General features: G+C 59.9%; 15 protein-coding genes. 10 read left to right on the plus strand and 5 right to left on the minus strand.

Translation table 11 applies throughout. The features are described 5' to 3' along the window. The first annotated feature begins 658 nt into the window (after window positions 1–658). Window positions 659–2,038, plus strand: coding sequence for an MFS transporter (locus QMB98_RS08555; RefSeq protein ID WP_371685298.1), 1,380 nt, complete (start codon window positions 659–661; stop codon window positions 2,036–2,038). Window positions 2,039–2,282: 244 nt separating this feature from the next. On the opposite strand, the gene QMB98_RS08560 is transcribed toward QMB98_RS08555, so the two are convergent. The 3 genes from QMB98_RS08560 to QMB98_RS08570 are packed head-to-tail and all read right to left on the minus strand — an operon-like array spanning window position 2,283 to window position 4,625. After that, window positions 2,283–2,780: a MarR family winged helix-turn-helix transcriptional regulator gene (locus QMB98_RS08560; RefSeq protein ID WP_371685299.1), complete on the minus strand. Its 498-nt coding sequence runs from the start codon at window positions 2,778–2,780 to the stop codon at window positions 2,283–2,285. After that, complete coding sequence (locus tag QMB98_RS08565) at window positions 2,758–3,447, minus strand: CE1759 family FMN reductase (protein WP_371685300.1); 690 nt, start codon at window positions 3,445–3,447, stop codon at window positions 2,758–2,760. Before QMB98_RS08565 ends, QMB98_RS08560 begins: the two co-directional genes overlap by 23 nt. After that, entirely contained in the window at window positions 3,447–4,625 is a 1,179-nt protein-coding gene (locus QMB98_RS08570) for an LLM class flavin-dependent oxidoreductase (protein WP_371685302.1), read from the minus strand. Before QMB98_RS08570 ends, QMB98_RS08565 begins: the two co-directional genes overlap by 1 nt. Before the next feature lie 523 nt (window positions 4,626–5,148). On the opposite strand from QMB98_RS08570, the gene QMB98_RS08575 reads away from it, so the two are divergent. The 4 genes from QMB98_RS08575 to QMB98_RS08590 all read left to right on the plus strand — a co-directional run bounded on the left by QMB98_RS08575 (window position 5,149) and on the right by QMB98_RS08590 (window position 7,240). Then, window positions 5,149–5,469 carry a putative quinol monooxygenase gene (locus QMB98_RS08575; RefSeq protein WP_371685304.1) on the plus strand — a complete coding sequence of 107 codons (321 nt, stop codon included), beginning with the start codon at window positions 5,149–5,151 and terminating at the stop codon, window positions 5,467–5,469. A 98-nt stretch (window positions 5,470–5,567) separates the two neighbouring features. Continuing rightward, complete coding sequence (gene aroD / locus QMB98_RS08580; protein WP_371685305.1) at window positions 5,568–6,281, plus strand: type I 3-dehydroquinate dehydratase; 714 nt, start codon at window positions 5,568–5,570, stop codon at window positions 6,279–6,281. 9 nt (window positions 6,282–6,290) lie between these two features. Beyond that, complete coding sequence (locus QMB98_RS08585; protein WP_371685307.1) at window positions 6,291–6,455, plus strand: hypothetical protein; 165 nt, start codon at window positions 6,291–6,293, stop codon at window positions 6,453–6,455. A 47-nt stretch (window positions 6,456–6,502) separates the two neighbouring features. Further along, entirely contained in the window at window positions 6,503–7,240 is a 738-nt protein-coding gene (locus tag QMB98_RS08590; RefSeq protein ID WP_371685308.1) for a phosphoglyceromutase, read from the plus strand. A gap of 232 nt (window positions 7,241–7,472) precedes the next feature. Here the strand turns inward: QMB98_RS08590 and phoU are convergent, their stop codons facing one another. Further along, a complete protein-coding gene (gene phoU, locus QMB98_RS08595; protein ID WP_371685309.1) occupies window positions 7,473–8,165 on the minus strand; it encodes a phosphate signaling complex protein PhoU in 693 nt (230 codons plus the stop codon). A 155-nt stretch (window positions 8,166–8,320) separates the two neighbouring features. Here phoU and QMB98_RS08600 point away from each other — a divergent pair, with 155 nt between their 5' ends. Continuing rightward, a complete protein-coding gene (locus tag QMB98_RS08600; protein WP_371685310.1) occupies window positions 8,321–9,484 on the plus strand; it encodes a sensor histidine kinase in 1,164 nt (387 codons plus the stop codon). After that, the gene (locus tag QMB98_RS08605) at window positions 9,481–10,173 is read left to right on the plus strand and encodes a response regulator (protein WP_371685311.1); all 693 of its coding nucleotides are present in this window, start codon (window positions 9,481–9,483) and stop codon (window positions 10,171–10,173) included. Before QMB98_RS08600 ends, QMB98_RS08605 begins: the two co-directional genes overlap by 4 nt. Before the next feature lie 245 nt (window positions 10,174–10,418). Here QMB98_RS08605 and QMB98_RS08610 read toward each other — a convergent pair whose 3' ends face one another. Next, window positions 10,419–10,889, minus strand: coding sequence for a hypothetical protein (locus QMB98_RS08610; RefSeq protein ID WP_371685312.1), 471 nt, complete (start codon window positions 10,887–10,889; stop codon window positions 10,419–10,421). Window positions 10,890–11,039: 150 nt separating this feature from the next. Between QMB98_RS08610 and QMB98_RS08615 the strand changes: the two genes are divergently transcribed. The 3 genes from QMB98_RS08615 to ispF are packed head-to-tail and all read left to right on the plus strand — an operon-like array spanning window position 11,040 to window position 12,659. Next, window positions 11,040–11,519, plus strand: a complete 480-nt coding sequence (locus tag QMB98_RS08615; RefSeq protein WP_371685313.1) for a CarD family transcriptional regulator — start codon at window positions 11,040–11,042, stop codon at window positions 11,517–11,519. Between the two features lies 1 nt (window position 11,520). Continuing rightward, window positions 11,521–12,201 carry a 2-C-methyl-D-erythritol 4-phosphate cytidylyltransferase gene (gene ispD / locus QMB98_RS08620; RefSeq protein ID WP_371685314.1) on the plus strand — a complete coding sequence of 227 codons (681 nt, stop codon included), beginning with the start codon at window positions 11,521–11,523 and terminating at the stop codon, window positions 12,199–12,201. Continuing rightward, entirely contained in the window at window positions 12,198–12,659 is a 462-nt protein-coding gene (gene ispF, locus QMB98_RS08625) for a 2-C-methyl-D-erythritol 2,4-cyclodiphosphate synthase (protein ID WP_371685315.1), read from the plus strand. Before ispD ends, ispF begins: the two co-directional genes overlap by 4 nt. Window positions 12,660–12,962 lie beyond the last annotated feature (303 nt).

Raw genomic sequence — 12,962 nt, forward strand, 5'->3', positions numbered from 1 at the left:
CTCCTGGGCAGCGGCGGATTCCAAAACAAACTACACCCCCAATTATGAAGAGCCATTTATCCTCGGTGGGCGGATGTGTTCAGAGAAGTGGGGGCAACGGGACGGGCGGGGCAGGGCCTATCCGTACGCGCCAGTCAAAGGCCACTCATCAAAAGGCTGCAATGTCAGTGGAGAGGCCGATTGCGCGCGCGGAGTTCTTCGTCGGCGTGGCAACGCTGCCGGAGAATCAAGTAAGGCCCATCCGATCGGGACGGGCCTTACTATCTATGACACTTGGGAAGTAATGTCGTACTACAAACATTAGGCCCACTTTCGAAGGCGAATATGGGACTTTAGGCCGAAAACATCGGGCACTTAGCCAAATGTGACGAAGGACAAATTTATGGGCGATTTGTCGAGCACCGGAGAGTGCCCATCCGAGTTTCCCTTGCATTGTTCCTGGTCCTGGGCTTGAAAGAAGCTGAATGGTGGAGCCAATTGGGCGTACCAGGTACCCATGGGCGCGGCCCTCGCGGTGATATTCGTGGAGGTCAGGGACGTGGGGGAGTAGTTTTCTTGGTTAACTGAGCGCATTCGGCAATGCCGGATACGTGCGGCCAACGCATCTCTTCATTTTTAGGCAAAAGATCAATGATGGGCTTTCTCCAAGAAGGACACTATGAACGAATCAACGGGTGAACAGAAGCCGGTGAACCAGCAGGATGAGGTTCTGGCGCGCTCCGAACGACTCGAACGCCTCCCCTTTACTAAGAAGCTCGGCAAGCTCCTGGGAACCTCAGGAGTCGGCTGGGCCCTCGACGCCATGGACGTCGGCCTCATTTCCTTTATAGTTGCTGCCCTCGGTCAGCAGTGGGCGCTCACCGATGCGGAGCGCTCGTGGATCATTTCCCTGGGCTTCGTTGGTATGGCGATCGGCGCCACCGTTGGTGGTCTGCTTGCTGACAAGATCGGCCGCCGCTCGGTCTTCGCCCTGACACTTCTCATCTACGGTCTCGCCACGGGCGCCTCTGCACTGGCCACCTCGGTTGCAGTGCTGCTGGTGTTCCGCTTTATCGTGGGTCTTGGCCTCGGTGCGGAGCTCCCAGTCGCTTCCACTCTCGTTTCGGAGTTTGCTCCGAAGAAGATCCGCGGGCGAGTGATTGTTTGGCTGGAGGCCTTCTGGGCACTCGGCTGGATTGCGGCCGCACTCATCGGCTACTTCGTGGTTGCAGCGAGCGACGATGGCTGGCGTTGGGGTCTCGTGATTGGTGCCGTGCCGGCACTCTACGCTCTCGTCATTCGTCTCCATGCTCCCGAGTCGGTGCGCTTCCTTGAAACCAAGGGCAAGTACGACGAGGCAGAGAAGATCGTTCAGGACTATGAGGCCTCCGCGGGACCCGAGTACGCCTACACCGGACCCACAGTTCGGTCCGAGGCCGATGCCGAGGCGCTCCACGTTCCCCAGCCAGACAAGCACCTGACCATCTGGTCGCCCTCGATGCGCGGGCGCACGATTGCCCTGTGGGTCATTTGGTTTGCCATCAACTTCTCGTACTACGGTGCCTTCACCTGGATCCCGTCGCTCCTGACCGCGCAGGGCTTCTCGCTTGTGCGCTCCTTTGAGTTCACTCTCATCATCACGCTCGCACAGATTCCGGGCTATGCACTGTCCGCCTACCTCATCGAGAAGATCGGTCGACGCAACACGCTCGCGATCTTCCTCATCGGGTCCGCCGTGGCCGCAGTTCTTTACGGTCAGGCAACGGCCGAGTGGCAGATCATCGCGGCCGGCATGCTTCTCTCGTTCTTCAACCTGGGCGCCTGGGGCGCGCTGTACGCGATTGGACCTGAGCTGTACCCGACAACGGTGCGCGGCACGGGCACGGGAGCCGCTGCTGGATTCGGACGTATCGCCTCGATCATCACCCCGCTCCTTGTTCCCCTCTTCCTCTCGTGGGGTGGCAACGTCCTGACCTTCTCGATCTTCTCCGCGGCGTTTGCCATAGCGGCGGGAGCGGCCTTCTTCCTCCCGGAGCAAAAGGGCAAGGCCATTAACTAGCCGGAAGATCGAACCCAAGACCAGCAACCAACAGAAGGATCGAACTGTCGTGGTGGAATCTGAAGTCGCGACGGTGAAGTTCTAAGCTGCAGGGACCAAGCCCTGAGCTCAAGGAGCAAGTCTTTAGATCTTCTGTGGTTTGATTTACGACAGTTGTGAGGCCACGAGGATTTCCTCGTGGCCTCAGTCGTGCCGGCGGAATGAGTGGTCCAGCCTGCACCGTGCGAACTCGTGCTCGCGGCGATTAGTCAAGGTTGTCGATGTGGCGTCCCACTTTGGTAAAGACATTCAGGATGGTCTCGGCCTCACCCTGCTCCAGGTGCTGGAGGAAGAACTCCTCGACCTGCTTCGAGTGAAGGTGTGCCGCGTTCTTGAAGACTTTCTCGCCCTCGGGGGTGATGGCGGCGATGGAGGCCCTGCGGTCGGTGCTCTCGGTGTCGCGACAAACCAATCCCTTGTCGACAAGCAGCTTCACCCGGTAGGTGATGCGGGAGGGGACGAACACCATGCGGTCGGCGATCTCCCCCATTCTCATCGACCCGCCCGCCTCTGTGAGGAGGAGCAGGAGGTTGTAGTCCGAGAGGCTCAGGTCTGCTTCCTGCTTGAGTGCACGCTCGAGGCGGTCCTGCAGGAGGGCTGTGGCCTCCCAGTAGGCACGCCATGCCTGCCTGGGAAGGCCACGTTCACGATGGTTTGGTGAACCGGCTCGGGACCAGGGTTTAGCTGTTGAGGAGCTGCTCAAACGGAATCACCTCGAGTTCACCTGGTTCAGTGTCGACCTTGGCGCGGGGGCGTGCGGGACGTCCCTCGAGCAGGTTGGCAAAGCTTGTGCCCGCCTGCTCAATGCGGTGGTGGATGGGGGTGGTGCGGGTCGATTCCGAGCCGCCCTCCACGAGACCCCAGTCGTCCGAGGCTGCGAACACGCTCATGGGTGCGAGCAGGGCCTTGAGGTAGGCGAACAGGGGGCGCATGGCCTGGTCGATGACGAGGGAATGGCGTGCCGTTCCACCCGTTGCTCCGAGCAGGACCGGGGTGCCTGCGAACTCTTCCTCGTCGATCAGGTCCCAGAAGGACTTGAACAGACCCGAGTATGAGGCCTTGAACGTGGGGGAGACAGCGATGACGCCGTCCGCCTGCATGACCTGGTCGATGGCCTTCTGGAGTGCGGGGGAGTTGTTGTGCGCAATGAGCGCGTTGGAGATGTCGGTGGCGAGGAGCCTCAGCTCAATGACCTCGACCTCCGGGACAACACCCAGGTGCGATAGGGCATCTGTTGTTGCCGATGCGAGCCGGTTGGCCAGCATGCTCGACTGCGAGGGGTCTCCGAGCCCGCCCGAGACAACCACGATGTGGCGTGCTTCTGGCGTGAACGGATCCGTGGATTCGAATGCGTTCTCGATCGCGACCATTAGTTCTGACCCTTCTCTGCTTCAGCAAGCTTAGCGCGACGCCCTTCGGCGTCTGCCCATGCCTGCGACCCTTCCTTGCCGCCGGGGACGGGTGCCTCGCCGCGCCGTGCGCGCTCAACGAGGAACTCATGGGTCGGTGCCTCGGGAACGTCCGCGGGACGGTTCTTAGCGAATTCTTCCTTGAGGACCGGGAGCACGTCGGATCCGAAGATGTCGAGTTGCTCGAGAACGGTCTTCTGGGGCAGGCCGGCGTGGTCGATGAGGAACATCTGGCGCTGGTAGTCGCCAACCCACTCGCGGAACTCGAGGGTGCGGTCGATGACCTGCTGGGGCGAACCCACGGTCAGCGGCGTCATCTCCGTGAAGTCCTCCATCGACGGGCCGTGACCGTAGACCGGGGCGTTGTCGAAGTAGGGGCGGAACTGACGGACAGCTTCCTGGGAGTTCTTGTGCATGAAGGCCTGGCCGCCGAGTGCAACGTAGGCCTGGTTTGCCTTGCCGTGGCCGTAGTACTCGTAACGCTGACGGTAGAGGCGCACCATGGCAATGACGTGCTCCTTGTTCCAGAAGATGTTGTTGTGGAAGAAGCCGTCACCGTAGTAGGCGGCCTGTTCCGCGATCTCTGGGGAGCGGATCGAACCGTGCCACACGAACGGAGCAACATCGTCAAGGGGACGAGGGGTTGCGGTGAAGTTGGAGAGCGGGGTGCGGTTCTTGCCCTGCCAGTCCACCTGCTCCTCGTGCCAGAGGCGGTACAGGAGGTTGTAGTTCTCAACCGCGAGCTGAATGCCGTTGCGGATGTCCTTGCCGAACCAGGGGTAAACCGGGCCGGTGTTGCCGCGACCCATGGTCAGGTCAACGCGACCGTCGGCGAGGTGCTGCAGGTAGGCGTAGTCCTCTGCAAGGCGAACCGGGTCCATCGTCGTAATGAGGGTGGTTGCGGTCGACAGCTGGATCTTCTCGGTCTGAGCGGCCAGGTAGGCGAGCAGGGTCGGGGGGTTGCCCGGAGCTACGAACGGCGGGTTGTGGTGCTGTCCGGTTGCGAACACATCGAAACCGACCTCTTCAGCGTGCTTCGCGATCTCGACCGTGGCCTTGATGCGTTCATTCTCCGTGGGGGTCTTGCCCGTGGTGGGGTCCGTGGTGATGTCACCAATGGTGAAAACTCCGAACTGCATGACACTCCTTCTTTCTGAACTTCTCAACTCTTGTTTGGTCTCTGGTAAAAGTATTTCAAATTTGAACTAATTAGTCCAACGCGGAATTGAAAGATCTATTCCCAAGGCCGTGTGGCATCGATTACACGCCATAAGCTCCTTTACTAGATCGCTGGTATCACGCGGAAAAGTGGCTGTCTTTCGGTGGGGTGAATGGCGGGAATGGTGGGAAAAATAGTGAAGGCGGGCGGGATGGGAGGGGGATGGTGCTTGCTACAACTGGCGATCGCTCTCCCCTGTGGTGGCTTGTTGTGATGGCTTGTGTCGCGAGGTTGCTGAGTTTTTCCGCATGGACTGCCGAGTCGAGGTGCAGGAGCTTTGATGGCCGTGTCCGTGACTGAACGGAACCTGGCCAGCAGTTCGCCGATGCGTGAAATGCGCGGGTCCTTGGACGGCAGTCCGCGTAGTGTTGATGGTGCGCGCAATCGATCGCGCCGAGAACGCATCGCGGACGCGAACGTGTCGCTAGATGAGAGGTAAAACAATGATCTTTATTGTCGTCAAGTTCCCCGTCAAGCCCGAGTACGCAGACACCTGGGGCGAGATCTCCTCCGAGTTCACCGGGGCAACACTTGCTGAAGAGGGCAACAAGTTCTTTGAGTGGTCACGTTCCTACAAGAACCCCAACGAATGGGTTCTCGTTGAGGGCTTCGAGGATGACGCTGCCGGCCCGCACGTCAACTCCGAGCACTTCAAGAAGATGCAGGGCGAGTTCCCCGCCTACCTCACCGCCACTCCGAAGATCATCTCCCGCCAGATCGATGGAGACGACTGGGATGACATGGGTGAGCTGCAGGTCGACTAGGTTCAGGTTCGGACGGATTCCGCGCATAGCCGATAGCTGTTTGACAACTGCCGGCACGGGCGTGGTCGTACTCAAATGAATCAGAGGGAGATGGCAAAGTGACACACCTGCCGGTTGAGCTGTCGGGAACAGGTTCCGGTCCCGCTCTTATCGTGCCGATCTTTGGTGAGGCGGATACGTTGGCCCACAAGGCCGAATCCGCCGCCAGCAAGGGCGCAACGATGGTTGAGTGGCGTGCCGATCTGAGCCCCAATTGGGAAGCCAGCATCGATGCGCTTCGGGATTCCCCGTTGCCCGTGATCGCCACCATTCGCACCGATCGCGAGGGAGGCGAGTACGCAGGGACCGGAGTTGACTACGGTCAGGCCGTGCTGTCGCTGGCCCGGGGTCCCTTCGTTGCCCTAGACGTGGAGATCAACAGGTCCGCAGCCCCCTCGATCATCCCGGTTCTGCACGACATGGGACTGCCGGTTATTGCCTCCCACCACAACTTCAATAAAACCCCGCGCAATGACGACATCATGGAAACGATCCGGGTCATGGAGGAGATGGAGGCGGATGTCTTCAAGATCGCCTTTATGCCCACCAATCCTGATGACACGTGGCGACAGATGGATCTCTCGAGAAAGCTCAAGGGACAGTTCGGGGTTCCCATTATTTCGATCTCGATGGGGGCGGAGGCGGCGTGGACCCGAGTCGCCGCAGGCGCTCTTGGTTCGGTCGCAACCTTTGCTGCTCTCGATGCTGGATCCGCTCCGGGACAGATCGATGTCTCCCTCATGAGGGATGTTCTTCGGTCCTTGGGCGGATAGACTGGACCCGTGGAGAATCTACTAGCAATCCTGCCGTCAATCCTTGCCCTCGGTGCTTTCGCCGCGATCATGAGGCTCATCATCAACTCTGATCGTCTCGAACGTAAGGCCGAGGCTGAGCTTGATGCGAAGGATGCGGCGGAGGCTCAAGCCCACGATCAACTGGCGGACTAGGTCCGCCGTCCTTCGTTCGTGAATTACTGACATGGAAAGATAGGTACATGGTCTACAAACTAGTTCTGCTCCGCCACGGCGAGAGCGAGTGGAATGCAAAGAATCTCTTCACCGGTTGGGTTGATGTCCCGCTGTCGGAGAAGGGCGTGGAAGAGGCGAAGCGCGGCGGCAAGCTCCTGACCGACGCTGGCGTGTCCCCGGATGTCCTCCACACCTCGCTCCTGCGTCGCGCCATCGCAACCGCGAACCTGGCCCTTGACGCTGCCGATCTTCACTGGATCCCGGTCAAGCGCAACTGGCGCCTCAACGAGCGCCACTACGGTGCTCTCCAGGGCAAGAACAAGAAGGAAATCCGTGACGAGTACGGCGAGGAGCAGTTCATGCAGTGGCGCCGCTCCTACGATGTTCCGCCGCCGGCAATTGAGCTTGGCTCCGAGTTCTCCCAGGATCAGGAAGCCCGCTACGCAGGCGAGCCGATCCCCGCAACCGAGTGCCTGAAGGACGTTCTCGAGCGTCTCCTGCCCTATTGGGATGAGGAGATCGTTCCCGACCTCAAGTCGGGCAAGACCGTTCTCGTCGCAGCACACGGCAACTCGCTCCGCGCAATCGTCAAGCACCTCGATGGCATCTCCGACGATGACATCTCGGGCCTCAACATCCCCACCGGCATCCCGCTCTACTACGAGCTCGATGAGGATCTCAAGCCCATCAACGCCGGTGGCACCTACCTCGATCCCGAGGCAGCTCAGGCAGCTATCGACGCTGTCGCCAACCAGGGCAAGTAAGGCGAGAAACCATTCTCGATAGTTCTGCAAGGAGGGTCCGCGCCCAGTGGTGGCGGACCCACCATCTTGCTATTCAAAAGATGAAGAACAGAGCTCACTGGACGATTCTGACGGGGAACCTGACCGAAGCGGCAGACCAGTGGTCGAGATGAGCAGCTGGGTGAAACGAAGCTGCGGACCAGGCAATGCGCCCGGTCCCCAGCCTTATTCGTTCGGTTGAGCTGAGCTGCTTTTAGATGCGGGGCTCGTGGCTCTCTGCGACATCGCGCATCGACTCGTCGCGTTCGGCATTGACACCGTTCACGAGGAATGTTATGCGGCGGGCTATGGAAACGCCGTGGTCACCGAAACGCTCCATGTAGCGGGCGAGAAGAACGGTGTCGACGATTTCCTGACGGCCGGTGTCGAGGCTCTCGTCGAGGATGAGGGCGAAGGACTTCTGGTGAAGCTGGTCGAGGATCGAATCCTCTTCCTCGATCTTCTCTGCCAGCGACAGGTCGTGGGTGTCGAGAAGTTCAGCAACGCGCGCACCCACAACGGTGGCGTGCTCCGCCATCTCAACCAGCAGGTCGTAGAGGGGTCCCTCATTGACGTGGTCGGGGTAGCGGCCACGTGCCACGTATGCCACGTGACGGGCGAGGTCACCCATGCGCTCCAGGGTGGAGGAGATGCGAAGGGCAGATACAACGGTACGAAGGTCGGCTGCCACCGGGGCCTGACGGGCGAGAAGCGAGATGCCCATCTCATCCAGGTTGCGCTCGAGAGCGTCGATGCGCTTATCGGCATCGATCACCTGCTCGGCAAGCGCGAGATTGGCATCCTTGAGGGAGGATGCGGCGCGTTCCATGGATCGCGCGACCTCACGGCCCTGCTTCTCCAGGTCGTCGCCGAGTTGTTGCATTTCTTGCTTAAAGAGCTCGCGCATTGTGTCTCCTAATGGTTCAAGCTCGGAGGGATGGGATTTGTCCAAGCATGATGACATCATATCGCGGTAAACAATTGGCCGGGTTTAGATGAACGGCAGGTTAGCGGGAGATACATGGCTGGGTGAACTCCGGGTGGACAGATTACTCTGGTGCTATGCCTGACTTTGGGATCGTTTTCCTCATCGTCGCCCTGATCCTCGGATTCCTCGCTGGAGTGGGCGGCGCCTGGTGGTATTTCAACTGGGAACGTGAGGATGAGGAGGACGAGCCGCAGCCCGTCATGAACGACGGTGATATCCAAGCCCTCCTCCAGGCCATGCCCCAAGCCCACATTCTCCTCACCCGCGCGGGTGACGTCGAGAGGGCCTCGACCGTTGCCTACTCCCTTGGGTTGGTCCGTGGAACGCGCATTACTCGATCCGAGATCGTTGCCGTAGTGAACGACGTGAAGGAGACGGGAGAGGTGCAGGACCTCGAGCTGTCCATGAGGCGCACGATCGAGGGCATGGACAAGCTGATCCTGTCGGTCCGTGTTGCCCCCATGAGCGGCGACCGCACCCTCGTTCTCTTCTTTGACACAACCGAGGCGAAGCGGCTGGAAGCAACCCGTCGCGACTTTGTCGCGAACATTTCTCACGAGCTCAAGACCCCGGTTGGTGCCATCGGTCTTCTCGCTGAGACCCTTCAGGAGTGCGCTGATGAACCGGAGAACGTCGTCATGTTCTCTGAGAAGCTCCAGCGCGAGTCGGCACGGCTCGCCTCCCTCGTTCAGGACATCATCGAGCTATCGAGGCTGCAGGACGGTGCGGCCCTCTCCAACCCCGAGCTTGTCGAGCTCGATTCTGTGATCTCGGAGGCGGTGGACCGGTGCCGGATCGAGGCGGAAAGCCGCGACATCGCGCTCGTCAAGGGCCCCACGAGCGATTGGGTTGCCTTCGGTGACAAGTCCCTCCTGACCACCGCGATCCGCAACCTCATCGATAACGCGATCCGCTACTCCAATCCGGGTGGTCGGGTATCTATCGGTGTCAACGAGCTTGAGGGTGAGATGAGGATCGCCGTTGTCGACCAGGGCGTCGGCATCCCGAACGAACAGCGCGAGCGAGTCTTTGAACGCTTCTATCGCGGCGATGAGGCACGCACCCGCGAGACGGGTGGTTCCGGGCTCGGGCTCAGCATCGTCAAACACGTGGCTGCCGATCACGGTGGTCGAGTCGAACTGTGGAGCGAACCCGGCAAGGGTTCAACATTTACTTTCATCATCCCTGCGGCGTACGTTTCTAGTGCACCTGACAACAAGGAAGAGGACCAGCTATGACGTCGATCTTGCTCGTCGAAGACGAAGCAACCTACCGTGACACGCTTGCCTTCAAGCTCCGTCGCGACGGCTATGACGTGTTTGCCGTCGGCGATGGCAAGGAAGCGGTCGATTCGTTCGACCGCGCACAACCCGACATTGTTCTCCTCGATCTCATGCTCCCGGGTTTGAGCGGCACGGAAGTGTGCCGCCAGATCCGCCAGAAGTCCTCCGCCCCCGTCATCATGCTGACCGCGAAGGATTCGGAGATCGACAAGGTCGTGGGACTCGAGATCGGTGCTGATGACTACGTGACCAAGCCCTACTCGTACCGCGAGCTCCTGGCTCGCATGCGAGCCGTGCTTCGCAGGGGCGCACCCGAGGAAGCGGAGGGTGAGGACTCGACCCTCAGCGTTGGTCGCGTCTACATGAACACCGACCGCCACGAGGTCCGCATCGACGGCGAAACAATCGCCATGCCGCTGCGCGAGTTCGAGCTTCTCGAGCTCTTCATGCGCAACCCCAACCGCGTCCTCACCCGCGGCCAGATCATCGATCGCATCTGGGGTCCAAACTACATTGGCGACACCAAGACCCTGGACGTCCACGTCAAGCGCGTGCGCTCCAAGATCGAACTTGACCCGTCCTCACCCGCGATGCTCCGCACAGTCCGCGGGCTCGGCTACAAGCTCGTCTCTGAGGAGCAGTAGCCTCAAGCGGGCCGTGTCACTAGATTGACAAGCCAAACAGATTGACCTGCACGTGAATGACCTGCACGCTAGACAAAATGGTCAAGTGGCGGACTGGCGGAAGTGTACGAGTCTTGGCAAAGGCAGACGAGAGATAGCGGAACTTGACCTAGCATGTACGTGAACGATGAAGGGCCCCACGCGAGTGGGGCCCTGTACGTATGTGGCGGAACGAAAAGCTGACGTCTTCCTCGATCCTGTTTCAACTAGTCGCAGTCGGGGGTGAAGGGAAGTGATTCCTGGTATCCCGACGTACATGCAGAGATCACGGGGATTGAGGAGGTGGTTTCTACGCCGCCTGCCTCAATGGTTGCGCTGACATTGGTGCCGGGCTGGAAGTCACCCTCGATGAGGATGAGTTCGTCGTTCTCGGCTACCTCTTCGGAGGAGAAGTTGACGTGAGAGCCGGCCTCGACGTTGAAGGACGCTTCGAACTCGTCAGCCACGATCGATGCGACCTGGTCCTGATCAGCGCGGTTGTTCACGAGGCCGTAGAGCACGCCTTCGCCGCTACCATCGGAGACCACCATGAGGTTCTCGAACACAACATCAGAGTCGAGGTGAACCCGGATTCCGTCGGAAGGTGCGTAGGGCTTTTGGGTGGTTGCCTCGGTAAGAGTTGAGCACGACGCCAGCAGTAGCAGGGCGCCCGCAGCGGCTACACGCTTCAGATTCACATGACCTCCTATGTCAGTTTCCCAGGATAGCCTACATTGTCCGATTGTTCGGCGAAATATAGGCGAATAATCGGATCCTGGGAGCCAGAATTCGTGATGATGCTAGAATAGGGGTCTAGTTGGGCTGATTCTTTGAAAGGCTAGTCGTATATGTCGCTTAAGATTGGCGAGACTGTTGTCTACCCGCACCACGGGGCTGCTTACATCGAGGATATTGAAACCAAGGTAATCGATGGTGAGGAGCTGAAGTACCTGACGCTGCGGGTTATTCAGGGCGACCTCGTCATTCAGGTGCCGGCTTCCTCGATCGAAGATGTTGGCGTTCGCGACGTCTCAAACGAGGCCAAGCTTGAAGAAGTTTTCGATGTCCTGCGTGCGGAACTCGTTGAAGAGCCCTCGAACTGGTCACGTCGCTACAAGGCCAACGGTGAGAAGCTCACCAGTGGCGATGTCATCAAGGTTGCTGAGGTTGTTCGCGACCTGACCCGCCGCGACGAAGATCGTCACCTCTCGGCAGGTGAGAAGCGCATGCTCACCCAGGCGCGCCAGATCCTCGAATCCGAGGTTGCGCTCGCGAAGGACATCAACGAAGAAGAGGCATCGGCCCTTCTGGAAGAGATCCTCAACTGATATGAGTACCGCGGTTGTCGTGACCGCCGCAGGGATGGGAACCCGGCTCGGGTTCAACATGCCGAAAGCGCTCGTCCCGTTGGGCGGGCGCACTCTTATAGAGCGAGCACTCGACGGCGTGAAGGCCGCCAACATTGCCGACCGCATCGTCGTCACGATCCCTCCCGGCACAGAGGACGTGTTTGGGAACCTCGTCGGTTCCGGAATCGACATTGTTGAGGGCGGCGAGAGCCGTCAGCAATCCGTGAAGAACGGGATTGATGTCGTTCCCGACGCGGACATCATTCTCGTGCACGATGCGGCCAGGTGCCTGACCCCACCTGAGGTCATGGTGCGGGTGCGGGACGCGATCGTTGCCGGTCACGCCGGTGCCGTCCCCGGACTTCCCGTGACTGACACTCTCAAAGAGGTCACCCCTCACCACATGTTCGAGCCCGTTGTCGACACTCTCAACCGCATCGTGCTCCGTCACGTTCAAACACCCCAGGGATTCGACGGTGAGATCCTTCGGCGAGCACACGAGCAGGTGTGGCCGGGTGAGGATGGGGCGCCGGACGATGCGAGCCTCGTCGAATATCTCGGTCACGATGTCGTCATTGTGCGGGGTAGCGTCATGGCGATGAAGGTGACGACCGCCTTCGATCTCAAGCTAGCCGAACTGCTTCTCGTGGAGTCAGCATGAGAGTTGCGAGCGCGATAGATGTTCACGCCTTCTCAGCTGAGCCCCGCCCCCTCATGCTCGCGTGCCTCGAGTTCTCAGCCACGGGTGGGCTTGCTGGCCACAGTGACGCCGATGTGGCCGCCCACGCTGCCGCGGACGCGCTTCTCATCGCCTCCGGCATCGGAGAACTCGGCACAGTCTTCGGAACTGACCGGCCCGAGTGGAAGGGTGCCTTAGGGGCTGCGCTCCTTGGGGAAGCCGTTCGTCTCGTCCGCGAGGGCGGCTGGACCATCGAGAACGTGTCGATCCAGATCATTGGGCAAAAGCCCCGCTTTGCTCCTCGTAAGGACGAGGCTCAAGAGGCGATGACAAAGATCGTTGGAGCACCCGTGCTTCTTTCTGCCACAACAACCGATCACCTGGGTGCGCTGGGACGAGTCGAGGGCATCGCGGCCCTCGCCACCGCACTACTCAGCTAGGCAGGCGCTCTGTTCGTTTCCGGTTCGTCAGTCAGTTCCAGAACGCCGGCCTTCCCGTTCCTTGCATTCTTGTGGGTAGCTCCTTGTTTCGCCGCAGGCCCGAGCTTCTCTGTTTTGTGTGCCTATTTAGGCGGTAGCAAAGGTACGTTGGGCAGTCGTCTGCTCGATAAGTTCCTTTGCCCGAAGACACTGATCGCCAAGAGACGTGGCTACCGGAAGGTGAGCGTGAAAAGGGTCTAGTTCGTCCTTGTCCTGTCTAGAGACATTTTGGACATGGAGTCCAGTGACTTTTTGGACAGGATG

The organism is Flaviflexus sp. (assembly GCF_041440645.1).
Taxonomy (GTDB): Bacteria; Actinomycetota; Actinomycetes; order Actinomycetales; family Actinomycetaceae; genus Flaviflexus.

What these genes read in the sequence shown, in the direction of transcription:
- QMB98_RS08555 (WP_371685298.1), top strand. Translation starts at nt 659, where the DNA reads ATGAACGAATCAACGGGTGAACAGAAGCCGGTGAACCAGCAGGATGAG.
- QMB98_RS08600 (WP_371685310.1), top strand. Translation starts at nt 8,321, where the DNA reads ATGCCTGACTTTGGGATCGTTTTCCTCATCGTCGCCCTGATCCTCGGA.
- ispD (WP_371685314.1), top strand. Translation starts at nt 11,521, where the DNA reads ATGAGTACCGCGGTTGTCGTGACCGCCGCAGGGATGGGAACCCGGCTC.
- QMB98_RS08615 (WP_371685313.1), top strand. Translation starts at nt 11,040, where the DNA reads ATGTCGCTTAAGATTGGCGAGACTGTTGTCTACCCGCACCACGGGGCT.
- QMB98_RS08565 (WP_371685300.1), bottom strand. Translation starts at nt 3,447, where the DNA reads ATGGTCGCGATCGAGAACGCATTCGAATCCACGGATCCGTTCACGCCA.
- QMB98_RS08590 (WP_371685308.1), top strand. Translation starts at nt 6,503, where the DNA reads ATGGTCTACAAACTAGTTCTGCTCCGCCACGGCGAGAGCGAGTGGAAT.
- ispF (WP_371685315.1), top strand. Translation starts at nt 12,198, where the DNA reads ATGAGAGTTGCGAGCGCGATAGATGTTCACGCCTTCTCAGCTGAGCCC.
- QMB98_RS08570 (WP_371685302.1), bottom strand. Translation starts at nt 4,625, where the DNA reads ATGCAGTTCGGAGTTTTCACCATTGGTGACATCACCACGGACCCCACC.
- QMB98_RS08575 (WP_371685304.1), top strand. Translation starts at nt 5,149, where the DNA reads ATGATCTTTATTGTCGTCAAGTTCCCCGTCAAGCCCGAGTACGCAGAC.
- phoU (WP_371685309.1), bottom strand. Translation starts at nt 8,165, where the DNA reads ATGCGCGAGCTCTTTAAGCAAGAAATGCAACAACTCGGCGACGACCTG.
- QMB98_RS08605 (WP_371685311.1), top strand. Translation starts at nt 9,481, where the DNA reads ATGACGTCGATCTTGCTCGTCGAAGACGAAGCAACCTACCGTGACACG.